Source organism: Streptomyces puniciscabiei (genome assembly GCF_006715785.1).
In the GTDB taxonomy this organism is placed as follows: Bacteria; Actinomycetota; Actinomycetes; order Streptomycetales; family Streptomycetaceae; genus Streptomyces; species Streptomyces puniciscabiei.
The window spans coordinates 2,864,171-2,886,411 of the sequence record NZ_VFNX01000001.1; the positions used below are offsets into that span (position 1 = coordinate 2,864,171).

The following is a 22,241-nucleotide window of genomic DNA, read 5'->3' on the forward strand; positions in this document are numbered from 1 at the left end:
GCGACGAGAGGCCCCGACCATGCCCGGCAACGGCGCCGTGACACGCAGCACCCTGCGCCAGCAGATCGCGGACGCGCTCCGTGACGAGGTGCTCGCGGGGCGGCTGCGGCCGGGCCGGGCGTTCACGGTCAAGGAGATCGCCGACCAGTACGGCGTCTCCGCCACCCCCGTCCGCGAGGCGCTGGTCGACCTGTCCGCGCAGGGCATCCTGGAGGCCGACCAGCATCGCGGCTTCCGGGTGCCGGAGTACTCGGTCACCGACTACCGGAACATGATCGAGGCCCGCAGCCTGGTCACCGACGGCATGTTCCAGGCCCTCAGCACCGGCCACCCCGCCTTCCGCACCCCGCCCGAGGACCCGCGTACGACGGCCGCGCTCACCACGGTGCGGCGCCGCGGCGAGGAGGCCGCGCGGGCCGCCGCGGCCGGCGACCTGACCATCCTCATCGGCTACGACCTGCGCTTCTGGCGCGAGCTGAGCGCGCTCTTCGGCAACCCCTACCTCGGCGACTTCCTCAACCGCCTGCGCGTGCAGTCCTGGGTGTGCGCGGTGCAGCACCTGCTCCGCCTGCCCGACCTGCGCGGCCGCCTGTGGGCCGGGCACACGGACCTGGTCGACGCGCTGTCCCGCCGCGAGGCCGACACCGCCCGCGGCATCGTCGCCGCGTCCAACGCCCATTCGCTTCAGCTGCTGGAACACCTGACCAACGGGTAGATGACCAGTACTCTTCCCAGACCACCTGATGAGGAGCTCTCTTGGCCTGTGACCTGTGGCTGGTACCGCTCGTGGACGTGTTGTGCCACACCCCGGACAACCCGTTCGCCGAGGAACTCGCGCAGTACAACAACGCACTGGCGGCGGCCGGCCTCCCCCCGGTGCCCGTGTACCAGTACATGCCGGGCCTGTCCGGCGAGGTCGCCCCGGTGGCCGGCTTCGACTACGACGCCCTCCACTTCCTGCGCCGCGCGTACCTGCTGCAGGTCTGCGGCCTGCCGGTGACCCCGGTCGACGAACTCGGCGGCGACTACGAGCAGTTGCTGGAGATGTTCGAGTCGACGGCCCAGCAGTCCCACCTGGTCTGGCACTACGACCACGCGGGCGCGTACGTCCCGGTGGACTTCCCGCACCCCCTGTCGAACGACGAACTCCTGGCGGGCGGCGGTCCCTTGGGCTCCTCCCAGACGCTGCTGCGCGAGCTGGAGTACGTCGCCGGTTCGATCGGCATCGACCCGGCCAACCCCCCGGCCGCCCCGGCCCCTCCCACGGCCCCCACGGAACTGGAGGAGCCGGCCGTCCCGGCCCCGTACGACCCCAGCCCCTTCGCCCGGGAACGGCACGTGTGGCTCGGCCTGCACGCGGCAGCCACGCGCTCACTGGCCCAGGGCTCGATGATCGTGTTCAGCTGAGCGCCGCTTCAGCCCGGTGTGATTTCACCCACCTGTTCTTGCCGTGGGGGAAATGCCCGTCCTACGTTCGATGGCATGTCCCCCCACGGCCCCGCCTTCGAATTCAGCGTCGACCTGAGCGCGCACGAGATGCTCCGGCGCACCCACGTCATGGCCGCCCTCGGCCCCGACTGGGACCCTGCGGCGGCGCTGCGGGGCGAGGAGGAGGCGCGGGCGCTGCTGTACTCCGGCCTGGACGCCGAGCAGCAGCGGATCTACGACGAGCTGGTGGCGGCCGGCGTACTCCCGGCGGAACCCGGCGATGCTGCCGCTTGATCCGCAGGCCGACCGGGCGCGGCGCGCCTGGGGGCTGGACTGCCCGCACTGCGACGACCGGAGCGGGTGGCGCTACCTGCTCTCCAACACCGGCAGTCTGCTGCACCTGCAGTGTCCCGCGTGCCACCACGTCTGGACGCACGAGACCTACTTCGGCGCCACCCGCTCAACCCCCTGACGCGACCGGCTCAGCCCTCGGGCAGCGGCCAGCCCAGCTGTGCGAACAGGCCGAGGCGGTCGCTCACCGCGCGGATCTCCGCGATCTTCCCCTCCCGCAGCGTGAAGATCCAGATCGCCTCGATCTCGAAGGACCGGCCGGTCGGCTCCGGCATGCGCGGATGCGCCCCGCTGTGGACGCCCCGCTGGGTCACGCGGGCCACCACCCGGTCGCCCTCGCCGATCAGCTCGTCCACCCGGACGGTGAGCGGTGCGAGGGCCTCCGACTGCCGGCGCAGGCCCTCGAACGCCGCCCCCGGCTCGTCCGCCGTTCTCGTCCTCGTCCGTCGGGCGGACGGCCCGCTCAGAAGACGGGCGTGCCCGCCTGCGTCAGCTTCCAGTTGGTGACGGCGAAGTCGGCCGGGTCGAGGGTCTTCTTCGCGGTCACGTAGTCGATCATCAACTGCCGGATCTCGTTTGTCGAGCTGTACGCGATCGGGGCGGAAGCGATGTGCGGGTAGCCCGAACCGCCGTTCGCCCGGTAGTTGTTGACCGCGACCACGAAGACCTGGTCGTCGGCGATCGCCGCGCCGTTGTAGCTGAGGTTCTTGATCCTCGACCCTTCCGGCTGCGCGATGTCGATCTCGTAGTCGACGCCCGCCGCCGTGTCGTACATGTAGTCCCAGAAGTTGTTGGCGTTGGTCAGCGTCGCCGTGTCGACCTTCGTGCCCGCCGGGACCTGGTGGTAGTACTTCGCCGCGTACTCCAGGTAGTCCTTGAGCTGGGCGCCCGTCAGCTTCTTGCCGTACAGGGTGTTGTCGTAGATGTAGAGGCCGGCGATGTCCTTGATGGTGACGTTGCCCTGGGGGATGTCGGCCGTGCGGGAGAAGGGGGCCGCGACCGAGATCAGGGGGAGGGCGGCGTCGGCCGTGGAGAGGCCCGCCTTCACGCTCTCCATCTGGACCTTGTGGATGAAGTCCATGATCGGGACGTCCTTCCAGCAGGAGTCCGCCGCCGAGAGGTCCGCGGTGCACGTGCCGACCGCCGTGTTGACGTACTTGACCACCAGCTCGTGGTCGGCCTCCAGGAGCTTCTTGATCTCCGGGTCCTCGTCCACGTCCTTGGGGTTGAGCGTCTGCGCCGTCTTGCTCGTCACCTTCCACTGGCCGTGGTGGAGTTCGAGCTCGAAGTCGAAGACGCTGAGGCGGTAGCCCCAGCAGTACGGCTCGGAGAGGAGGACCTCCTCACCGGTCTCCGCGTTCTTCACCGTGTAGGACGGGACCTCGACGTGCGTGTGGCCCACCAGGATCGCGTCGATGCCCGGGACCTGCTCGGCGACCAGGTTCGACGCGTTCTCCACGTAAGGGAGTTCGTCGCCGTACGACGACGAGCCGTCCAGGCCCGAGTGGTCCGTCAGGAAGACCACGTCACAGCCCAGGGCGCGCAGGCGCGGCACGTACTTCTTCGCCTGCTCCACCAGGCCCGGGAACACCATCTTCCCGCTGACGTTGTCCTTGTCCCACAGCGCGATACCGGGGTTGGTCAGTCCGAGGATGCCGACCTTGATGTCCGGCGCGCCCGGCACACAGATGCGCTTCACGGTGTACGGCTGGAAGGCCGGGCGCAGGGTCTTGGCGTCGAGGGCGTTGGCGCCGAGCAGCGGGAAGTGGCACTGGCTCTCGAACTTGCGCAGCGTGTCGATGCCGTAGTTGAACTCGTGGTTGCCGAGGGCGGCGGCGTCGTAGCGCATGTGGTTCATGGCCGCGGCCATCGGGTGCTTGGGGCCCTTCTTGCCGTCGGTGCCCGTGATGGGGTCGACGCGCGCGAAGTAGTAGGCCAGGGAGGTGCCCTGGATGATGTCACCGGCGTCCACGAGGAGGACGTGGTCCTCGCCCTTGGCCTCGCGCTGCTGCTTGATGAGGGTGGCCACGCGCGCCACGCCCACGGAGTTGCCCGCCTTGTCGGTGTAGGGGGCGTCCTTGTAGTAGTCCCAGTCGAAGACGTGGCTGTGCAGGTCGGTCGTGCCGAGGATGGAGAACGACCAGGTGCGCGGGTGGCAGTCCGGCTTCTGCTCGGCCGCCTGGGCGGTGCCGGTGCCGACGGTCCCGGCTGCGGCGACCGCCGCCCCGGTGACGGCCGACTTCTTCACGAACTCCCGGCGGTTCATGGGACTGAGGGGCATTCAGGGCTCCTGGTGTGGCTGGAACGGGGGGCGAGCAGCGGCGGGTGCAGTGCGGAGGCTACCCGCGTAGATGCTGCTCGCGCCCACGATTGCCGGAAAACCAGGAAATGACCATGTCCAGGTCAAGGATGGGTCAGTGCGCGCCCTGTGCGAACTCCGGGGAAACAGCCGGTGTCAGATACGGCCGATGAGCCTGATCTCCGGCGGCCACAGCACCCCGCTCGCCATCAGCAGGGAGGGGCCCAGATGCACCGGGCAGACGTGCAGCGGGGGCAACTGGTACCGGCTGACCTCGAAGATCGCGGGATCCAGGCAGTCCGTGCCCTCGGCATCGGCACCTTCACCGCCGTAGGGCCCCCGGCACCGCAGGTCCCGGTGGACGCTCATACCTCGATTGTCCACCGGAACCCACGGACATGGATCCCCTACAGGAACGAGTTGATCTCGATCGTCTCGTCCCGGCCCGGGCCCACGCCGATCGCGGAGATCGGGGCGCCGGACATCTCCTCCAGCGCCTTGACGTAGTTCTGGGCGTTCTTCGGCAGGTCGGAGAAGGACTTGGCCTTGCTGATGTCCTCCGACCAGCCCGGGAGCATCTCGTAGACCGGCTTCGCGTGGTGGAAGTCGGTCTGCGAGTACGGCAGCTCCTCGACCCGCTTGCCGTCGATCTCGTACGCCACGCAGACCGGGATCTGCTCCCAGCCGGTGAGGACGTCGAGCTTGGTGAGGAAGAAGTCGGTCAGCCCGTTGACGCGGGTGGCGTACCGGGCGATGACGGCGTCGAACCAGCCGCAGCGGCGGTCGCGGCCCGTCGTCACACCCCGCTCGCCGCCGATCCGGCGCAGCGCCTCGCCGTCCTCGTCGAACAGCTCGGTCGGGAAGGGACCGGCGCCGACACGGGTGGTGTAGGCCTTCAGGATGCCGATGACCCGGCTGATCTTCGTGGGGCCCACGCCGGCGCCGGTGCAGGCGCCGCCGGCGGTCGGGTTCGAGGAGGTCACGAAGGGGTACGTGCCGTGGTCGATGTCGAGCAGCGTGCCCTGGCCGCCCTCGAACAGGACGACCTTGTCGTCCTCCAGGGCCTGGTTCAGGACCAGGACGGTGTCGGCGACGTACTGCTCGATCTGCTCGGCGTAGCCCAGCAGCTCCTCGACCACCTGGCTCACGGCGATCGCGCGCCGGTTGTACAGCTTGGTCAGGATCTGGTTCTTGACGTCGAGGGCCGCCTCGACCTTCTGGGTCAGGATCGACTCGTCGTACAGGTCCTGGACCCGGATGCCGACGCGGTTGATCTTGTCGGCGTAGGTCGGGCCGATGCCGCGCCCCGTCGTGCCGATCTTCCGCTTTCCGAGGAAGCGCTCCGTGACCTTGTCGACGGTCACGTTGTACGGCGTGATGATGTGCGCGTTACCGCTGATCAGGAGCTTGGACGTGTCGACGCCACGCTCGTTCAGACCGCTCAGCTCGGAGAGCAGGACCGACGGGTCGACGACGACGCCGTTACCGATGACCGGAGTACATCCGGGAGACAGGATTCCGGAAGGGAGGAGGTGGAGGGCGTACTTCTGGTCGCCGACGACGACCGTGTGGCCGGCGTTGTTGCCGCCCTGGTACCGCACTACATAGTCCACCGAGCCACCGAGCAGGTCGGTCGCCTTTCCCTTGCCTTCGTCACCCCACTGAGCACCGAGCAGCACAAGTGCGGGCACGCGCGTACACCCCTTCCGGGCGGGGCATGTCCAAGGTCGGGGGCGTGGGCGTAAGGTTCACCGCCGCGTACCACAGCGACCGCCGTTGGTCGCCAACCGTCGGACCGGATGCCCCGGAATAGACGAAGCCCCTGGCGCAATAGCGCAAGGGGCTCTTGCACAAAGATGCTACCCGAGGAAGCGAGGCAGGACCGAGGTGGCGACTTTCGCGATGTCCGAACAGCTGCTGGTGATCATCGATCCGGCGGCACGGCAGACGGACGGAGAGTCCGTACGGATCGCGAAAGACGTGCTCAGCGCGGGTGCGGCGACCAAGGTGTGCCTGCCGGACGGGCCGGAGGAATTCGCCCGCGCGCTGGGCCGACGGGGTGCGCGGCGGCCGGTCGTGGTGGGCGACGGTCACGCTCTGGTACGGGCCGTGACCGTGCTGCACCGGGCGCGCGAGCTGGCCGGATGCGCGCTGTCGGTGGTCCCGGTGGGTGACACCGGGCTCGCCGAGTCGCTGGGCGTGCCCAGCGGCACGGTGGCGGCGGCGCGGGCCGTGCTGGACGGCGCCGAGCGGCGCCTGGACCTGCTGGTCGACGACAGCGACGGGGTAGTGCTGAGCGGGCTGGGCATTCCGCCGGGGCCGCCGGTCCGGGCGGCCGTCGCCGAGCCGGTGGCCGTCTCCGCGGGCCGGCCCGGCCGACCCTGGTACCGCTCCCTGGTCCGCACCCTCGCCCCGCGCCCGCCCCGGCTCTCCGCCGTACCGGCGCCGGGGCCCTCCCGGCTCCGGGTCGAGGTCGACGGGGAGACGGTGGTCGACCTGGGCCAGCCCGTCGAGGCCGTGTCGGTCACACCGGGCACGGGCGGACTCGCGGAGGTGGAGGTACGGCCCCTGTCAGTGGGCGCGGAGGCGACCCCGGTACGGGCCTCCGGCCGGACGGTGACCGTGATCGGCGCGGACTTCCGGTACCGGGCGGACACGGGGGTGACGGGTCCGGTACGGCGACGGACTTGGCGGGTGGCGGAGGGGGCTTGGGGGCTGGTGCTGCCGTCAGCGTGAGGCGGGGGCCTGGAAGCCGGTGGTGTCGAGTGTGCAGTCGAAGGGCGCCGGGATGTGGAGCTTCTCGCCGAAGGGCTGCGTGCAGTGTGACTCGTAGCCCGTTCCTGATGGCGTCCAGAAGACGGTCGCCTGCTCCTTTTGCATGTCGAGGAGCAAGTAGACGGGGACTCCAGCCCGTCCGTAGACCTCGACCTTGTCCGTCAGGTCGTCGCCCCGGGTCGCGGGAGAAGTCAGCTCTGCGACGAAGGACAACCCTTCGCCGTCCAAACGATTGCTATCCGTTTCGAAGACCCGCTCGTGGGCCGCGTGGATGTCTGGTCCGTACGCACTCTCGTCACCCGGAAAGACGAAGAGGAACGGGCCGACGCTGAGGTGGTGGCCCTGAGGAAGGTAGCTCTGCAACTGTTCGCAGACCCGCCTCATCACCAGGGCGTAGTACCCCTTCGACCACGGCGACACGACGATTTTCCCCCTGTAGATCTCGGCCTTGAAGCCATCGCGCAGGTCCAGCTCGTCGAGGATGTCCAGCAGTTCCTCGAAGCTGTCGGGCTTGCCGCCGCTTATCGTCGGTTGCTCTGTCATCAACGTCATGATGCGCCCTCCCTCTAAAGCCGACCAGCCACCACTCAGCGTAGCCGAATGAACACACACACGTGCAGAGATCCCGAAAGTCATAGTCCAATGGTCCGGTGACAGATATTTAACCGCGCCGACCCCTTCCCGCGCCCCTCTTCCGTGCACCATCCTGCTCCATCAGGACCCACCAGGACGCAGGGACACGACACGGAGGGGGCCACCCGATGGCAATAGACGAGGGCGTCGCCCCAGCGGCCGACACAGGGGACGGGGAAGCGGTTCACCGGCTCAAACCCAACGCCGTGGGGCTGCTCGGGGTGGTCTTCATGGCCGTCGCCACCGCCGCGCCGATCACCGCGATGACCGGCAACGTGCCCTTCATGGTGTCGTCCGGCAATGGGATCGGCGCGCCCGCGAGTTATCTCGTGGCAATGGTCGTCCTGGCAATCTTTTCCGTCGGTTTCACGTCGATGGCGAAGCACATCACGTCGACCGGAGCCTTCTACGGGTTCATCTCCTACGGCCTCGGACGGACCGCCGGCCTCGCCTCCGGGCTGCTCGCGACCTTCGCGTACGTCGTCTTCGAGCCCGCCCTCATCGGCATCTTCTCCACCTTCGCGACCACGACCCTGAAGGACCAGACGGGCATCCACCTGCCCTGGTGGGCCTTCGCGATCCTGATGCTGGCGATCAACGCGACCGGCACCTGGTTCGGGATCAGCGTCGCCGAGAAGCTGCTGGTGGCGCTGCTGGCGACCGAGGTGACCGTGCTGGCGGCGATGGCGGTGTCGGTCGCCTTTCACGGCGGCGGGCCGCACGGGTTCAGCCTCGCGCCGGTCGACCCGGTCAACGCCTTCAAGGGCACGTCCGCCGGGCTCGGGCTCTTCTTCGCCTTCTGGTCCTGGGTCGGCTTCGAGTCGACCGCGATGTACGGCGAGGAGTCCCGCGACCCCAAGAAGATCATCCCCAAGGCCACGATGATCAGCGTCCTGGGCGTCGGCGTCTTCTACGTCTTCGTGTCCTGGATGGCCATCACCGGCAACGGTGAGGCCGAGGCGGTGAAGGCGGCCTCCTCCGCCAATCCGCTCGCCCTGTTCTTCAACCCCACCGAGCGGTACGTCGGCCACTGGGCCGTCGACGTCATGCAGTGGCTGATGATCACCGGCTCGCTGGCCTGCGGCATGGCCTTCCACAACTGCGCCGCCCGCTATCTGTACGCCCTGGGGCGGGAAGGCGTGCTGCCCTCGCTGAAGAACACCGTCGGGCGGACACATGCCCGGCACGGCTCGCCGCACATCGCCGGGCTGGTGCAGACGGTGGTGAGCGCCGTGCTGATCGCGGCGTTCTGGATCGCGGGCAAGGACCCGTACAACGCGCTCTACGTCCTGCTGGCCATCCTCGGCACGATGGCGATCCTGGTCGTGCAGGCCGTGTGCTCCTTCGCGGTCCTCGTCTACTTCCGCAGGAACCACCCCGAGAGCCGCCACTGGTTCCGGACCTTCACCGCGCCGCTCGTCGGTGGCATCGCGATGCTCGGCGTGGTCGTCCTGCTGGTGTCCAACATGGGGGTCGCGGCGGGCGCGGAGTCCGGCTCACTGCTGCTGAGGGCGACGCCGTGGCTGGTGGCGCTGGTCGCGGCGACGGGCGTGGGCTACGCGCAGTACCTCAAGCGCCGGGCGCCCGAGCGGTACGCACTGCTGGGGCGGACGGTGCTGGAGGAGACCAAGGAGCGCTGACGCTCCGCCGGGGGCGCCGGGTTCGGTCGTCGTTCGGCTGCGGCGTCGTCGTGGCCGGTCGCGCCCACGCGGCGGAGCCGCACGTCGACAGAGCCCCGCGCCCCTTCAGGGCACGGCCCTACCGTCCGTACTTCCGCTCCCGGTACACCCGCCAGCGTTCCATCATCTCGGCCACGTCCTTCTCCACGAACTCGAAGAAGTCCAGCGTCTCGGCGAGCCGGCGTCCCGCGGGGGTGTCGGCTCCGAGGCTTGCCACCCCTTCCCGCAGGGCGTCCTCCCAGCGCTTGATGATCGCCTCGCGGTTGGTGAGCGCCTCGTACCACTGGTCGCTGTGCACCCGGTACCGCTCCCGGCGTGAGCCCGGCTCGCGTTCGCGGGAGACCAGGTGGACCTGGGCGAGGTAGCGGACCGCGCCGGAGACGGCCGCCGGGCTGATCCTGAGCCGTTCGCCCAGCTCTGCTGAGGTCAGGGTGCCGTCGTCGGAGGCGAGCAGCGCGGCGAACACCCGGGCCGGCATGCGCGGTACGCCCGCCTCGACCAGCTGAGCCGCGAAGTGCTCCACGAACTTGGAGACCGTCTCCGGGTCTCGCCCCACCGCATCCGTCATGGTCCAACCGTACCCACCCTTAGGGAACTTCGGTAACTTCACAAATTTCTGAAAGAAGCGTACGTTCGGAAGCATGACGAAGGCAATCACGGTCTCCGGACTCCACAAGTCCTTCGGCCGTACGCGCGCACTGGACGGCCTCGACCTGGACGTCGAGGCCGGTGAGGTGCACGGCTTCCTCGGTCCGAACGGCGCCGGCAAGTCGACCACGATCCGGGTGCTGCTCGGCCTGCTGCGCGCCGACGCGGGCGCCGCACAGGTGCTGGGCCGCGACCCGTGGCGGGACGCGGTGGAGGCGCACCGCAGGATCGCCTACGTGCCCGGTGACGTGACGCTGTGGCGCAACCTCTCCGGCGGCGAGGTCATCGACCTCTACGGCCGCCTGCGCGGAGGACTGGACCGGCGGCGGCGCGCCGAGCTGATCGACCGCTTCGAGCTGGACCCCACGAAGAAGGGCCGCACCTACTCCAAGGGCAACCGGCAGAAGGTCGCCCTGGTCGCCGCCTTCGCCTCGGACGTGGACCTGCTGATCCTGGACGAGCCGACCTCGGGCCTGGACCCGCTGATGGAGGAGGTCTTCCAGCGCTGTGTGGAGGAGGAGCGGGAGCGCGGCCGTACCGTCCTGCTCTCCTCGCACATCCTGAGCGAGGTCGAGGAGCTCTGCGACCGCGTCAGCATCATCCGCAAGGGGCGCACGGTGGAGAGCGGGTCGCTGGCCGACCTGCGGCATCTGACCCGCACCAGCGTGAGCGCCGAACTCGCCGGCCCGCCCGACGGGTTGGCCCGTCTGCCGGGCGTGCACGACCTCGACGTGCAGGGCCACCGCGTCCGGCTCCAGGTGGACACCGACCGACTGGACGCCGTACTGCGCTCGCTGACCGCCTCCGGGGTGCGCTCGCTGACCTCGACGCCGCCGACGCTGGAGGAACTGTTCCTGCGGCACTACCAGGACGAGCCGGACGAGGTGACGGTATGACCCCGCGCGGCTCCCAACTGGCGGGCACGGGAACCCTGCTGAGGTTCGCCCTGCGCCGCGACCGCCTGCTGATCCCCGCCTGGGTCGCGGTGAACGCGCTGATGGTCCTCTCCATGCCGAACACCCTGAAGACCCTGTACGGCACCCCCGCCGCCCGTGCCGGCCTGATGCGCCAGATGGCCGGCAACACCTCCCTGCGCGCCATGGTCGGCCCCGTCTTCGACGACTCGCCGGGCGCGCTGACGGCCTGGCGGGTCGGGGTGTACGCGGGCGCGCTCGCCGCCGTCATGAGCCTGCTCGTCGTCGTACGGCATACCCGGGACGAGGAGGAGAGCGGGCGGCAGGAGCTGCTGTCCTCCGGGACGGTGGGGCGCCGGGCCCCGCTCACGGCGGCCCTGCTGGCGGCGGCCGTCGCGAACGCGGCGCTGTGCGTGCTGATCGCGGCGGGACTGGCCGGACAGGGTGCCCGGGGTGCCCTGGCCTTCGGGCTCGCAGTGGCGGGCACGGGCATGGTCTTCGCCACGGTGGCGGCGATCGCGGCCCAGCTGTCGGAGAGCGCCCGGCTGACCCGGGGGCTGACGGCGGCCGTGCTGGGCGCGGCGTTCGTCCTGCGGGCGGCGGGCGACTCGGCGTCGGACGACGGTTCGTCGGTACTGACCTGGCTGTCCCCCTTGGGCTGGCTGGAGAACCTGCGCGCCTTCGCGGCCGAACGCTGGTGGGTGCTGCCGCTGTTCGCGGCGGCCGCCGCCCTTCAGGGCCTGGCCGCCTACGAGTTGGCCGGGCGGCGGGACACCGGCATGAGCTTCCTGCCGACCCGGCCGGGACCGGCGTCCGGGCGCCTCGGCACGGCGGGCGCGCTGGCCTGGCGGTTGCAGCGCGGCAGCGTGCTCGGCTGGTCGACCGGCTTCTTCCTCGCCGGAGTCGTCTACGGCGCGATGACGGACGGCGCGGCCAGGCTCGTCGGCGACAACGCCGGGGCGCGGGAGATCTTCCAGCGGATGGGCGGCCACTCGGGGCTGACGGACGCGTTCCTGGCCGCGATGGCCGGCATGCTCGGTCTGGTCGCCGCGCTCTACGTCGTCTCCTCCGTGCTGCGGCTGAGCGGTGAGGAGACCTCCGGCCGGGCCGAACCGGTGCTGGCCGCGGCCGTGGGCCGGCTGCGCTGGGCCGCCGGGCACCTGCTGATCGCCTTCGGCGGCTCGGCCCTGCTGATGCTGCTGGCCGGCCTGGGCTTCGCCGTCGGCTACGGCCGGCAGATCGGCCCGGTGCTGGGGGCGTGCCTGCTCCAGGTCGCCGCGGTATGGGTGATCGGCGGGGTCGCCGTCCTCCTCTACGGCGTCCTGCCGCGGGGCGCGGTCGCGGCGTGGGGCGTGGCCGGTGCGGCCCTGCTGATCGGCTGGATCGGTCCCGCGCTGAACGTGCCGCGGGCGGTGCTGGACCTGTCCCCGTTCGGCCATCTGCCCAAGCTGCCGGGTGGCGGGATGCAGTGGGGGCCCGTGCTGGTCCTGCTGGGTCTGGCCGTGGTGCTGGTGGCCGGCGGTCTTGCGGGGGTGCGGCGGCGGGATCTGGCCGGCTGAGGGGTCCGGTGCCGGCTGGGCGTGGTGGCCGGCTGGGCGTGGTGGCCGGCTGGGCGTGGTGGCCGGCTGGGCGTGGTGGCCGGCTGGGCGTGGTGGCCGGCTGGGCGTGGTGGCCGGCTGGGCGTGGTGGCCGGCTGGGCCTCAGCCGACCACCACGTCCAGCCCCTCCAGGCCCCTGATCACGAAGTTCGGCTTGCGCTGCGGCTCCGCCGCCAGGGTCAGCGTGGGGGCCTGCTGCAGGAGGGCCGTCATGGAGGCCGCGAGCTCGATGCGGGCCAGCGGGGCTCCGATGCAGTAGTGGATGCCCGCGCTGAAGGAGATGTGCGGGTTGTCGGCGCGGGTCAGGTCGAGTCGCTCGGGATCGCGGAAGACCTCGGGGTCGTGATTGGCGGAACCGAAGAGCATCGCGATCTCCGCGCCCCTCGGGATCGTCGTGCCGTCGATCTCGATGTCGTCCAGCACCCAGCGTTCGAAGAGCTGGAGCGGGGTGTCGTAGCGCATCAGCTCCTCGACCGCGGACGGGATCAGGGAGTGGTCGGCGCGCAGGGCGGCCAGCTGGCCGGGGTTGCGGAACAGGGCCCACCAGCCGTTCACCGTGGCGTTGACGGTGGCCTCGTGGCCCGCGTTGAGCAGCAGGACCGCCGTGGAGATCATCTCCTGCTCGGTCAGCCGGTCGTCGTCCTCGTCGTGGGCCGCGATCAGTCCGGAGATCAGGTCCTCGCCCGGTTCCTTGCGGCGGGCCGCGATCAGCGTCAGCAGATACTCCGAGAACTCCACCGAGGCCCGCACCGCCCGCGCGGCGGTCTCCTCCGAAGGGCTCAGCTCGTACATCCCGCAGATGGCCGCCGACCAGGGGCGCAGCTGCCCCCGGTCCGCCTCCGGGATGCCCAGCATCTCGGCGATCACCGCGACCGGCAACGGCTCGGCCACCTCGGCCAGCAGATCACCGCCGCCCTTGCGGACCAGGGCCGCCACCAGATCGCCCGCCAGGCCCCGCACATACGGCTTCAGCCGCTCCACCGTGCGCGGCGTGAACGCCTTCGACACCAGGCGCCGGATCCGGGTGTGGTCCGGCGGCTCCAGGTCGAGCATGCCGTGGTCGTTGAGGGTGTGGAACGGCTCGTGCTCCGGCGCGGGCGGGGTCCGGCCGAACTCCTCGTGCGAGAAGCGGTGCTGATACGTCCGCCCCAGCCGGCGGTCCCGGAGCAGCGCCGAGACGTCCGCGTGGTGCGGGACCAGCCACTGGTCGGTCGGCTCGTACCGGATCACCCGGCCGCGTGCGCGCAGCTCGGCGTAGGCGGGGTACGGGTCCGCGAGGAACGCCGGGTCCCAGGGGTCGAAACCGAGGTCGTCAGAGCCTGCCATGCCGGGACGCTAACCCGCCGGACGGACCCCTGACCAGGGGGTGCCCCGTCAGCGCTCCCCCGCCGCCGGCGTCATGCTCGGCCCCGGTCCCCGTCAAGGAAGTCGTAGTAGTCCTTCCCGCCGACGAGGACGGACGTGACACACAGCGGCAGACCGTCGGCATCACGGGGCACCTCCCGGGAGGTCTGCCGGGTGAACCCCAGGGACACGCCGGGGATCACGGGCTGTTCGGGCCGCGACCGGTCGACCCTCCATCCCCGCGCAGTGGCCCGGCGGAAGAGGTCCCGCGCCGGTGTGCCGAAGACGTCGTCCCCGTCGAGCAGGACCCGGGTGCCTTGGGCCCGGCCCTCGCCGGGCCACCACAGTTCGATCGCGGTGACCGTGGGGCTGCTCTCCAGCAGGGCCTGCACCCCGACCCCGTCCAGGGACCAGGAGACCCGCGCCGAACTCCGGCGCCTGAACACTCTTGGCTCGCCCCAGGCGGACGCCGCCCCGATCGCCTCGTCGAGCGTCATCCCCAGACGCAGCGGTGCGACTCCGTGCGGTGGGTCGAGTATCAGTTCCATGGCTCCCTCGGATCCGGCGCCGCCCGTCAGCCCGGTGTCACCAAGCGCGCCTCGTACGCGAACACCGCTGCCTGGGTGCGGTCTCTGAGGCCCAGTTTGACCAGGATGCGGCTCACATGGGTCTTGATCGTCGACTCCGCCACCACCAGCCGCTCGGCGATCTCCGCGTTGGACAGGCCCTGGGCGATGAGGATCAGGACCTCGGTCTCGCGCTCGGTGAGTTCGCCGTAGGCCGCGTGGGCCGACGGGACCAGGCGCGGGGAGTCCGAGAGGCGGGAGAACTCCGTGAGCAGGCGTTTGGTGACCGAGGGCGCCAGGAGGGCCTCGCCCGCGGCGACCACCCGCACCCCGTCGGCCAGCTGACGGGCCGAGGCGTCCTTCAGGAGGAAACCGGAGGCTCCTGCGCGCAACGCCTGGTACACGTACTCGTCCAGGTCGAAGGTCGTCAGGACCAGCACCTTCGCCGCCGCGTCCGCCGCCACGATCTCCCGGGTCGCCTCGATGCCGTTCAGCTCCGGCATGCGGATGTCCATCAGCACGACGTCCGGGGCGAGTTCACGGACCCGGTCCACCGCCTCCCTCCCGTTGACGGCCTCGCCGGCGACCTCGATGTCCGGCATCGCGTTCAGCAGGACGGAGAAGCCCTCGCGGACCATCATCTGGTCGTCCGCGATCAGTACGCGGATGGTCATGCGGCCCCTTCGCTCTCCGTCACCGCCGGCGCCGGCAGGAACACCGTCACCTCGTAGCCCCCGTCCTGCGCCGGGCCCGCCGTCATCTCGCCGCTCAGCATCGACACGCGCTCCCGCATGCCCGTGATGCCGTGCCCCGCGCCCGGAGAGGGCTTGGTCAGGCGCGGCGCGGGCGGCGGGGTGTTGACTATGCGCAGGCCCAGACCGCCGAGGACATAGCCGATCTCCACGCGGGCGCTCGCCCCCGGTGCGTGCCGCAAGGTGTTGCTGAGGGCCTCCTGGACGATCCGGTACGCCGACAGCTCCACGCCCTGCGGCAGTTCGCGCACCGCGCCGGTCACCGCCTTGTCCACCGTCAGGCCGGCCTCCCGCACGTTGGCGAGCAGCCCGTCGAGATCGGCCAGGGTCGGCTGGGGGGCGTCCGGCGCCTCGTAGTCCTCCGCGCGTACGACCCCGAGGACCCGGCGCAGCTCGGTCAGGGCCGCCACCGCGTTCTCCCGGATGGTGGCGAACGCCTTCTGAAGCTCCTCCGGCGCGTTCTCCACCCGGTAGGGGGCGGCCTCCGCCTGGATGGCGACCACCGACATGTGGTGGGCGACCACGTCGTGCAGCTCACGGGCGATCGTCGTGCGCTCCTCCAGGAGGGTGCGGCGGGAGCGTTCGTGCTCGGTGACCGTCTGCTGGGCGGTCACCTCCTGCTGGGCCTGCCGGCGTATGTGCCGGACCGTGACGGCCAGCAGGAGCAGGGCCGACACGAGCAGCATCGGGGTCACATTGGTGTCGTAGCGGTGCCAGCCGAAGACGCCTCCGGTGACGAAGCCGTAGACCGCGGTCATCACCCACATCGAGGCCGCGGTGCGCGGGCGGGTGCGCAGCGCGACGACCGTGAGCACGACCAGGTGGGACAGGAAGCTGCCCGGCAGCCAGGGCCAGTCGCTGAAGTCGCCCCGGCCGATCAGGGCGGTGGCCGTGCTCGCGCCGAGCGAGAACCAGAACGCGCCCACCGGACGCGCCAGCGTCAGCAGGACCGGCCCCAGCGCCAGCAGCCCGCACAGCAGGGTGGCCGGCCCGGACTCGAAGGAGCCCGCCACGGCGAGGGACATCGCGATCAGGCCCAGGGCGGCCACCACCGTGTGCGGCAGCCAGACCGCGCCGGACAGACGGCGGGTGACCCGGCCGTCGGCGCTCATGCGGGGCAGCGGATCGTAGGCGAAGGCGTCCTGGAACAGGTCCTGCCGCAGCCCTCGCCAGGCGTCCGCGGCCAGCCGGAACTCCGGGCTGCGCGGCCGGCCGGCCGGGCCCGGCGGTGTCGTCTGCGTGTGCGTCGTCTGGGTCACGTACGAAACGGTAGGCGGCCGGCGAGGCGCGGTCGTCACCTTGGAGAGGGGTTCTCGCGGGTCCCCCTCAGGTACTACGGGTCGCCCCTTGCGGGTGTCACCGCGGGTGTCACCGGCCGCCGGGGCGGACCACGCCGGACTCGTAGGCGAAGACCGCCGCCTGGGTGCGGTCGCGCAGGCCCAGCTTCACCAGGATCCGGCCCACGTGCGTCTTCACGGTCTGCTCGGCCACCACCAGCCGCTCGGCGATCTCCGCGTTCGACAGGCCCTGCGCGATCAGCGCCAGCACCTCCGTCTCCCGCTCGGTGAGGTCGCCGACGCGCTGCTTGAGCGGGGCCCGGCGGCTGCCGTCCAGACGGGAGAACTCGGCGATGAGACGGCGGGTGACACCGGGCGCGAGCAGGGCGTCGCCCGCGGCCACGACCCGGACGGCCTCGGCCAGCTGGTCCGCGGAGGCGTCCTTGAGCAGAAAGCCGGAGGCCCCGGCCCGCAGCGCCTCGTACACGTATTCGTCCAGGTCGAACGTGGTCAGCACCAGCACCTTGATGGCGGGATGCTCGGCGGTGATCCGGCGGGTCGCCTCGATGCCGCCGAGTTCGGGCATCCGGATGTCCATCAGCACCACGTCCGGGGCCAGTTCGGCGGTCTGCACGATCGCGTCCAGACCGTCCACCGCCTGCCCGATCACCTCGATGCCGGGCTGGGCGCTGAGCAGCACGCCGAAACCCTGCCGGACCATCTGCTGGTCGTCGGCGATGAGTACGCGGATGGGACCGCCACCGCTCGTCATGGGTCCTGTTCTCCTGTCGGGGGCTCGGGCGGGTACGGATCAGGGGTGGGGCCGGAGGCCGGCTCAGGGGTGGGGCCAGGGTCAGGCTCCGGGGTGGTGCCGGAGGACGGCCGGCGCCGGAACGCGGCGGGCAGGGCGAGGCCGGCCGGCACCGGGGTGCCGTCGCGCGGCAGGAACGCGGTCACCCGGAAGCCGCCGTCCTGCTCGCCCGCCGCGACCACGTGGCCGCCCAGCATCGCCGCCCGCTCCCGCATGCCGAGCAGGCCGTGCCCGCTGCCCGGGGACGGCGGGGCCGGACGGCTGGGCCGGGAGTTGGTGATGTCCAGGCATATCCCGTGGGGATGGTGGAGGACCTCGACGCTGACCCGCGCGCCCGGGGCATGCCGCAGGACGTTGCTCAGGGCCTCCTGGACGATCCGGTACGCCGACAGCTCCACACCCTGCGGATAGCCGCGCGGCTCGCCCACGACCGTCTTGACCACGTCCAGGCCGGCCGCCCTGGTGTTCTCCATCAGGGCGTCCAGGCGGGCGAGGTTCGGCTGCGGGGCGTCGGGGGCCGGGCCCGTGCCGGGGGCGGACAGCCGGTGCGTCTCCTCGAGGGCCTCGGGGTCGTCCGGGTCCTCCGACCGCAGCACCCCGAGGACCCGGCGCAGCTCGGTCAGGGCCTCCAGGGCGTTGTGGCGGATGCCGGCGAGGTTCTCCTTCAGCTCCTCCGAGGGGTTCTGCACCAGGTGCGGGGCCACCTGCGCCTGGATCGAGATCACCGACATGTGGTGCGCGACCACGTCGTGCAGCTCACGGGCTATACGGCTGCGCTCCTCCAGGAGGGTGCGCCGGGCCCGTTCCTCCGCGGTGATCGTCGTCTGCTGGACCAGTTCGGTACGGGCCTCGCTGCGGCTGCGCAGGGCGGCGCCGACGGCGGTGGCGATCGCGAACAGGCCGACGGCGACGGTGCCTGTCGGGGAGTAGCGCACCGCTCCCATGCCGCCCTCCACAACGGCCGTCACCAGGGCGGTCGTCACGAGCGCGGCGACCGTCCCACGGAACCGGACGCGCAGGGCCAGAAGCAGCAGCACGGCCATGTGGGCCAGCAGGAGGGGTGTGTCCCAGGGCCAGAAGGGGACGGGCAGCCGGAGCCCCGGCACTGCCAGCTGCCGGCGGGCGAGCAGCGCGGTGGCGACGGCTCCGGTCAGGGACAGGGCCCAGGCGGGCACCGGGCGCCACAGGGCCAGGACCACGGCCGCGGCCTGGAGGAACGTGCTGAGGAAAGCAACGGCCGCGGTGAAGCCGTAGGTGTTGGCCAGCTCCTCGCCGCCGCCGAGGGCGATCGCCAGGGCGAAGTAGAAGGTGAACAGGTAGGTGAGGAGACGGGCCCAGCGGTGCCGGGACAAGGGAGGTGACTGGGGCGACGGGTTCTCACCGAGCCAGGCGCGCAGCCGGCGCCGGGTGGCCTCGGGGGTGGGTGCACCGGCCGCCGCGGGGGCGTGGTCGGGTGCGGGTGGCCCCTGGGGGGCGTTCTCACCGTCGGCGGCCGCGGGCTTCACGAGGTCAACACTAGGCATTGCGTGGGTTCTTCGCTGGGGGCAGATGACGGCGGACCACTTGGGACCTGCGGTTTCGGGGGCGGCGGGGGCCCTGTTCGTGGTGCCGGAAGGCCGTCCGGCACAGGGCGAGGACCAGTCCGAAGACGGGGAGCCAGGCGAGGCGGTACGCCACCCAGCCCACGGAGTCCGGCGCGGTGTGCAGGCCGGGCAGCCGGCCTGCCAGGAGGCCGGTGGCCGTCGTGGCCATCATGGCCGTCTGGTGCCAGAGGTAGATCGTCATCGCGGAGAGGTTGACCAGGGCCACCGCAGCCCACAGCACCGGGCGGGCCATCGCGCGGCGCAGCCTTTCGCGGAGGAGGAGGGCGAGACCGCACTGGGCCAGGCCGAAGGTGACGGCCGCCAGGGTCGGGGGGTCGAGGTTGGAGATCCGTGCGCCGGGGACGCCGACCATGGACGCCGGGTATCCGGCGCAGGCTATGAGCGCGGCCGTGGCCGCCGTACCGCCGAGGAACAGGACCCGGGCCGCGCGGCGGCTGTCCAGTTCGCCCCGGGTCCAGGCGGCGCCCAGGGTGTACGGGACCAGCCAGCCCGCCGGGAGGTTCAGCCAGCCGAGCCAGGACGGGCCGGTGTGCAGGCCGAAGCGGAGCAGGTCCACGTGCAGGACGACGGCGAGGGGCCAGAGCGGGTTGAGGCGGGTGAGAAGCGGGGTGGCGGCCGTCAGGCCGGCGAAGACCAGCAGGAACCACAACGGTGACAGGGCCAGCTTGAGCAGGGCCTCGACGGTGGCGAGCGGCGCGCCGGTGAGGAGGAGGGCCGTGACGGTCACCGCCCACAGGCACAGGAGTGCGGCGACCGGGCGGAGGAGGCGGGTCAGGCGGGCGCGCAGCCAGGAGCGGTAGGTGTCGCCTCTGGCGCGGGCGGTGGCGAGGCTTCGGGTTGCCACATGGCCGCCGACCAGGAAGAACACGGCCAGGGTCTGGAACAGCCAGGAGACCGGGGCGAGGTGGGGCATGTGCTGCAGCGGGCTGGTGGTGTGCAGGCCGCCGTCCTTGGCGACCAGTGCGGTCACCAGCCAGTGGCCCAGGACGACGCCGAGGATGGCGATCGCCCGGAGGGCGTCTACGGCTCGGTCCCGGGAGGCGGGGGTGACGGTGTCGAGGTGACGGGCGGATCGGCGTAGGGCGGAGAGGGGGTGGCCCTCATGGGGCGCGATCGCCGGCGGCGGCTCCGGGACCGTGCGGGGGGCGGTGGAGGCAGGGGAGTTGGAGGAAGGGGGCCGGGGAGCCGGGACCGGTGGGGTGTTGTGGGGGCGGGTCGGGGTCGGGTCAGGCATGGGGGGCCTCCGGGGGTTGGCCGAGGGTGATCCGGGCCAGGTTGGTGAGGGAGGCCGAGCCCGGGGTGAAGTAGCCGCTGTGGTTGGCGTCGCCGGCGTCGAAGACCCGGGCGCCGAAGGCGCGGGAGACCGGGTCGGCGCCGAAACCGACGGTGGTGCCGAAGAGGGTGGCGCCGGCGTGCGGGACGTTCGCGATCCAGTCCTCGCCGCCGCGGGCCGCCCAGACTCCTGCGCGGGTGCGCAGGGCCTCGACGGAGTCGGCCCCGGTGCCGGGGCTGCCGACGAGGACGATGGCGTCGGCGTCCAGACCGGCGGCGGCCCGGCCGCAGACGACCGTGCCGTAGGAGTGGCAGATCAGTGAGACGTGCGCCTGCGCCGGGGCCACGGCGCGCAGGTGGCCCATGAGAGCGCGCAGGTGCGGGGCCGCCTCCTTGGCGCGGGTGGTTGTGGTCACCGTGGTGCTGACCGTGGCCGGTGTCTCGTAGCCGAGCCAGGCGACGACCGCGGTGCGGGTGCCCCGGGGTGCGCGGTGCGTGAGGTCCGTGTACAGGGCCGCGGCCGCCTGGTGGAAGCGGGCGTAGGTGTCCAGGGAGGTGTCCGAACCGGGGACCAGGACGGCGATGTGGTCGGCGTGGGCGAGGTCGCCGAGCACCTCCGTGGCCTGGCCCGGCCCTCGGCCGTCGAAGGCGAGGAGGTGGCGGGACGGGGCGGCCAACGTGCGGTCGGCGGTGGCGCGGTGGGTGTCGCCGTGCGCGGCGGCCATGTCGGCGGCGCGGGTGGCATTGGCTCGGTTGGCGGCGTAGGTCGCCTGGAGGGTCGTCGCCGTGATCGGGGGGAGCGCGGCGGGGGGCGGTGCGGGGATCTGGGGGCGGGCGGCGCCGGAGAGGGGGGCGGCTATGGCGGCGGTGAGGAGGGTGGCGAGGAGGGCGCGGCGCCATTTCCGGGTGCGGTGAGCTTTGTGCGTGTTGTGCGTGTTCGGCTGCGGGTCCGTGGGTGGACACCCGGCCTTCGGCCGGGCTTGTGTTCCCACCCGCACCACCCGTGCTCCTTTCGTCGTCGGGTGCGGGTGGCCCCCGTGGGGCGTGATCGCCGTCGGCGGCTGGGGATGTGTGGTCTCGTGGGTGGGTCCCATGGGCGGGCTTCCTTTCGGACCGCCCGGCCATCGGGCTTGTCCGACAAGGAAGTTATGGAGGAGGGCGTATCGCCCGCGTCCCGCCAGGGAGCTGTTCTGCGGGGTAGCTCTCAAGTACTACGGGTATCACCGGGGCCGACCCGCACGGGACGGCCCACAGGGATCAGCCCCACAGGAGTGAGTGGCCCCCGCTACCAGGCCAGTTGGGCGATCTCCTCCGCCACCACCGCGCACGCGTCCGCCGCCGGGTCGATGAGCGGGAAGTGGCCGACGTCCTCCAGCAATGTCAGACCCACCACCTCGCCGGCCTTCGCCGCCGCGTCCGCGTACGACTCGGCCACCGCCTGCGGCACCTCCAGGTCCGTACGGCCCTGGACGAGCGTGGTCGCGATGCCCGTCGGGAGGAGCAGGACGGGGTCGGCGTAGGGGCGGCGCTCGGCGAAGGTGTCGTGGCCGCCGAGGAGTTGCAGGCTCGCGTTGCCGCAGACGTCCAGTTTCTCCGCGACCTCGAAGTCCGCGATCGGGGCGAGGGCCACGACACCACGGAGGAGGGCCGGGCCGTCGGTGCGCCACGGGGCGTCCGCGGGCAGGACGTGGCGGGCGGCTGCCCACAGCGCGAGGTGGCCGCCGGCCGAGTGGCCCGTCAGCACGGTGCGGCGGGGGTCCGCCTGCGGCAGCGCCTGACGGACCAGAGCGGGCAGCGCGTCCAGGGCGGCCGCGATGTCGTCGAAGGTGTCGGGCCAGCGGCCGGCCGGAGGGATGGCGTCGCCGTCGCCCTTGTTCTGCCCGGGGATCAGCGGGTCACCGCCGCGCCGGTACTCGACGTTGGCCACGGCGTAGCCCCGGCGGGCCAGGAAGTCGGCGAAGGGAGTGATGTGGCGACGGTCGTAACGGGCCCGCCAGGCGCCGCCGTGCAGGACCACCACCACAGGGGCGGGGGACTCCGTGGCGGTCCGGGGGGCGTAGAAGTCGATCACCTGGTCGGGGTGGCTGCCGTACGCGGAGGTGGCGTCGGGGTCGACCGGGGCGTGCGAGAAGGCCGACTCCTCTTCGGCGGCGGCGCGGGCTGCTGCGGCGTCGTCCGGCATGCTCCAACCTCTCAGCGATGGAACGTTTTTGGCGTCTGACCGACCAGTTCGCCGTTGGCGGGACGGTATCAGGCCGGTGACGTGCGGGGACATGGGGATGTCACGCAG

Annotated in this window: 23 protein-coding genes; 8 read left to right on the forward strand and 15 right to left on the reverse strand. The window is 71.6% G+C overall.

Annotation, left to right across the window (positions count from 1 at the left end; genetic code table 11):
• The first annotated feature begins 19 nt into the window (after positions 1 to 19).
• The 4 genes from FB563_RS13035 to FB563_RS13050 all read left to right on the forward strand — a co-directional run bounded on the left by FB563_RS13035 (position 20) and on the right by FB563_RS13050 (position 1,900).
• Entirely contained in the window at positions 20 to 715 is a 696-nt protein-coding gene (locus FB563_RS13035; RefSeq protein ID WP_055707541.1) for a GntR family transcriptional regulator, read from the forward strand.
• A gap of 41 nt (positions 716 to 756) precedes the next feature.
• Entirely contained in the window at positions 757 to 1,407 is a 651-nt protein-coding gene (locus FB563_RS13040; RefSeq protein ID WP_142218661.1) for a hypothetical protein, read from the forward strand.
• A gap of 75 nt (positions 1,408 to 1,482) precedes the next feature.
• Positions 1,483 to 1,722, forward strand: coding sequence for a DUF6400 family protein (locus FB563_RS13045; RefSeq protein ID WP_055709981.1), 240 nt, complete (start codon positions 1,483 to 1,485; stop codon positions 1,720 to 1,722).
• The gene (locus tag FB563_RS13050; RefSeq protein ID WP_055709980.1) at positions 1,709 to 1,900 is read left to right on the forward strand and encodes a hypothetical protein; all 192 of its coding nucleotides are present in this window, start codon (positions 1,709 to 1,711) and stop codon (positions 1,898 to 1,900) included. The genes FB563_RS13045 and FB563_RS13050 overlap by 14 nt, the downstream gene beginning before the upstream one ends.
• Positions 1,901 to 1,910: 10 nt before the next feature.
• On the opposite strand, the gene FB563_RS13055 is transcribed toward FB563_RS13050, so the two are convergent.
• From FB563_RS13055 to FB563_RS13070, 4 genes are all read right to left on the reverse strand, one after another.
• Positions 1,911 to 2,279 carry an ester cyclase gene (locus FB563_RS13055; RefSeq protein WP_079049101.1) on the reverse strand — a complete coding sequence of 123 codons (369 nt, stop codon included), beginning with the start codon at positions 2,277 to 2,279 and terminating at the stop codon, positions 1,911 to 1,913.
• On the reverse strand, positions 2,243 to 4,060 hold the full coding sequence (locus FB563_RS13060; RefSeq protein WP_055709979.1) for a bifunctional metallophosphatase/5'-nucleotidase: 1,818 nt from the start codon (positions 4,058 to 4,060) through the stop codon (positions 2,243 to 2,245). The genes FB563_RS13055 and FB563_RS13060 overlap by 37 nt, the downstream gene beginning before the upstream one ends.
• 174 nt (positions 4,061 to 4,234) lie before the next feature.
• Entirely contained in the window at positions 4,235 to 4,447 is a 213-nt protein-coding gene (locus FB563_RS13065; RefSeq protein ID WP_055709978.1) for a hypothetical protein, read from the reverse strand.
• 38 nt (positions 4,448 to 4,485) lie between these two features.
• Entirely contained in the window at positions 4,486 to 5,769 is a 1,284-nt protein-coding gene (locus FB563_RS13070; RefSeq protein ID WP_055709977.1) for an adenylosuccinate synthase, read from the reverse strand.
• 211 nt (positions 5,770 to 5,980) lie between these two features.
• On the opposite strand from FB563_RS13070, the gene FB563_RS13075 reads away from it, so the two are divergent.
• Complete coding sequence (locus tag FB563_RS13075; protein ID WP_208766294.1) at positions 5,981 to 6,814, forward strand: diacylglycerol kinase family protein; 834 nt, start codon at positions 5,981 to 5,983, stop codon at positions 6,812 to 6,814.
• Here the strand turns inward: FB563_RS13075 and FB563_RS13080 are convergent.
• Positions 6,806 to 7,405 (reverse strand): Uma2 family endonuclease, encoded by a 600-nt coding sequence (locus FB563_RS13080; protein ID WP_142218663.1) that lies wholly within the window; start codon positions 7,403 to 7,405, stop codon positions 6,806 to 6,808. The genes FB563_RS13075 and FB563_RS13080 overlap by 9 nt on opposite strands.
• 209 nt (positions 7,406 to 7,614) lie before the next feature.
• Here FB563_RS13080 and FB563_RS13085 point away from each other — a divergent pair, with 209 nt between their 5' ends.
• Complete coding sequence (locus FB563_RS13085) at positions 7,615 to 9,126, forward strand: APC family permease (protein WP_142218664.1); 1,512 nt, start codon at positions 7,615 to 7,617, stop codon at positions 9,124 to 9,126.
• Between the two features lie 118 nt (positions 9,127 to 9,244).
• Here FB563_RS13085 and FB563_RS13090 read toward each other — a convergent pair whose 3' ends face one another.
• A complete protein-coding gene (locus tag FB563_RS13090; protein ID WP_055709829.1) occupies positions 9,245 to 9,733 on the reverse strand; it encodes a GbsR/MarR family transcriptional regulator in 489 nt (162 codons plus the stop codon).
• Between the two features lie 73 nt (positions 9,734 to 9,806).
• Between FB563_RS13090 and FB563_RS13095 the strand changes: the two genes are divergently transcribed.
• On the forward strand, positions 9,807 to 10,709 hold the full coding sequence (locus tag FB563_RS13095) for an ABC transporter ATP-binding protein (protein WP_055709830.1): 903 nt from the start codon (positions 9,807 to 9,809) through the stop codon (positions 10,707 to 10,709).
• Entirely contained in the window at positions 10,706 to 12,286 is a 1,581-nt protein-coding gene (locus tag FB563_RS13100) for an ABC transporter permease (RefSeq protein ID WP_055709831.1), read from the forward strand. The genes FB563_RS13095 and FB563_RS13100 overlap by 4 nt, the downstream gene beginning before the upstream one ends.
• 141 nt (positions 12,287 to 12,427) lie before the next feature.
• On the opposite strand, the gene FB563_RS13105 is transcribed toward FB563_RS13100, so the two are convergent.
• The 9 genes from FB563_RS13105 to FB563_RS13145 all read right to left on the reverse strand — a co-directional run bounded on the left by FB563_RS13105 (position 12,428) and on the right by FB563_RS13145 (position 22,133).
• Complete coding sequence (locus tag FB563_RS13105) at positions 12,428 to 13,651, reverse strand: cytochrome P450 (protein ID WP_055709832.1); 1,224 nt, start codon at positions 13,649 to 13,651, stop codon at positions 12,428 to 12,430.
• Between the two features lie 71 nt (positions 13,652 to 13,722).
• Complete coding sequence (locus FB563_RS13110; protein WP_055709833.1) at positions 13,723 to 14,217, reverse strand: hypothetical protein; 495 nt, start codon at positions 14,215 to 14,217, stop codon at positions 13,723 to 13,725.
• Positions 14,218 to 14,243: 26 nt separating this feature from the next.
• On the reverse strand, positions 14,244 to 14,909 hold the full coding sequence (locus FB563_RS13115) for a response regulator (RefSeq protein ID WP_055709834.1): 666 nt from the start codon (positions 14,907 to 14,909) through the stop codon (positions 14,244 to 14,246).
• Complete coding sequence (locus tag FB563_RS13120; RefSeq protein WP_079049089.1) at positions 14,906 to 16,246, reverse strand: sensor histidine kinase; 1,341 nt, start codon at positions 16,244 to 16,246, stop codon at positions 14,906 to 14,908. Before FB563_RS13120 ends, FB563_RS13115 begins: the two co-directional genes overlap by 4 nt.
• 109 nt (positions 16,247 to 16,355) lie before the next feature.
• Positions 16,356 to 17,036 (reverse strand): response regulator, encoded by a 681-nt coding sequence (locus tag FB563_RS13125; RefSeq protein WP_055709836.1) that lies wholly within the window; start codon positions 17,034 to 17,036, stop codon positions 16,356 to 16,358.
• The gene (locus FB563_RS13130; protein ID WP_425281730.1) at positions 17,033 to 18,580 is read right to left on the reverse strand and encodes a sensor histidine kinase; all 1,548 of its coding nucleotides are present in this window, start codon (positions 18,578 to 18,580) and stop codon (positions 17,033 to 17,035) included. The genes FB563_RS13125 and FB563_RS13130 overlap by 4 nt, the downstream gene beginning before the upstream one ends.
• 10 nt (positions 18,581 to 18,590) lie before the next feature.
• Complete coding sequence (locus tag FB563_RS13135) at positions 18,591 to 19,913, reverse strand: acyltransferase family protein (RefSeq protein WP_142218666.1); 1,323 nt, start codon at positions 19,911 to 19,913, stop codon at positions 18,591 to 18,593.
• Positions 19,906 to 21,045, reverse strand: a complete 1,140-nt coding sequence (locus FB563_RS13140) for an alpha/beta hydrolase (RefSeq protein ID WP_142218667.1) — start codon at positions 21,043 to 21,045, stop codon at positions 19,906 to 19,908. Before FB563_RS13140 ends, FB563_RS13135 begins: the two co-directional genes overlap by 8 nt.
• Before the next feature lie 191 nt (positions 21,046 to 21,236).
• The gene (locus FB563_RS13145) at positions 21,237 to 22,133 is read right to left on the reverse strand and encodes an alpha/beta hydrolase (RefSeq protein WP_055709024.1); all 897 of its coding nucleotides are present in this window, start codon (positions 22,131 to 22,133) and stop codon (positions 21,237 to 21,239) included.
• Positions 22,134 to 22,241 lie beyond the last annotated feature (108 nt).

Bases quoted from the DNA above. Each gene is read 5' to 3' on its own strand.
- FB563_RS13080 (WP_142218663.1), bottom strand. From the start codon at position 7,405: ATGACGTTGATGACAGAGCAACCGACGATAAGCGGCGGCAAGCCCGAC.
- FB563_RS13050 (WP_055709980.1), top strand. From the start codon at position 1,709: ATGCTGCCGCTTGATCCGCAGGCCGACCGGGCGCGGCGCGCCTGGGGG.
- FB563_RS13065 (WP_055709978.1), bottom strand. From the start codon at position 4,447: ATGAGCGTCCACCGGGACCTGCGGTGCCGGGGGCCCTACGGCGGTGAA.
- FB563_RS13085 (WP_142218664.1), top strand. From the start codon at position 7,615: ATGGCAATAGACGAGGGCGTCGCCCCAGCGGCCGACACAGGGGACGGG.
- FB563_RS13115 (WP_055709834.1), bottom strand. From the start codon at position 14,909: ATGACCATCCGCGTACTGATCGCGGACGACCAGATGATGGTCCGCGAG.
- FB563_RS13140 (WP_142218667.1), bottom strand. From the start codon at position 21,045: ATGGGACCCACCCACGAGACCACACATCCCCAGCCGCCGACGGCGATC.
- FB563_RS13145 (WP_055709024.1), bottom strand. From the start codon at position 22,133: ATGCCGGACGACGCCGCAGCAGCCCGCGCCGCCGCCGAAGAGGAGTCG.
- FB563_RS13105 (WP_055709832.1), bottom strand. From the start codon at position 13,651: ATGGCAGGCTCTGACGACCTCGGTTTCGACCCCTGGGACCCGGCGTTC.
- FB563_RS13135 (WP_142218666.1), bottom strand. From the start codon at position 19,913: ATGCCTGACCCGACCCCGACCCGCCCCCACAACACCCCACCGGTCCCG.
- FB563_RS13060 (WP_055709979.1), bottom strand. From the start codon at position 4,060: ATGCCCCTCAGTCCCATGAACCGCCGGGAGTTCGTGAAGAAGTCGGCC.
- FB563_RS13045 (WP_055709981.1), top strand. From the start codon at position 1,483: ATGTCCCCCCACGGCCCCGCCTTCGAATTCAGCGTCGACCTGAGCGCG.
- FB563_RS13125 (WP_055709836.1), bottom strand. From the start codon at position 17,036: ATGACGAGCGGTGGCGGTCCCATCCGCGTACTCATCGCCGACGACCAG.
- FB563_RS13035 (WP_055707541.1), top strand. From the start codon at position 20: ATGCCCGGCAACGGCGCCGTGACACGCAGCACCCTGCGCCAGCAGATC.
- FB563_RS13090 (WP_055709829.1), bottom strand. From the start codon at position 9,733: ATGACGGATGCGGTGGGGCGAGACCCGGAGACGGTCTCCAAGTTCGTG.
- FB563_RS13095 (WP_055709830.1), top strand. From the start codon at position 9,807: ATGACGAAGGCAATCACGGTCTCCGGACTCCACAAGTCCTTCGGCCGT.
- FB563_RS13100 (WP_055709831.1), top strand. From the start codon at position 10,706: ATGACCCCGCGCGGCTCCCAACTGGCGGGCACGGGAACCCTGCTGAGG.
- FB563_RS13075 (WP_208766294.1), top strand. From the start codon at position 5,981: ATGTCCGAACAGCTGCTGGTGATCATCGATCCGGCGGCACGGCAGACG.
- FB563_RS13110 (WP_055709833.1), bottom strand. From the start codon at position 14,217: ATGGAACTGATACTCGACCCACCGCACGGAGTCGCACCGCTGCGTCTG.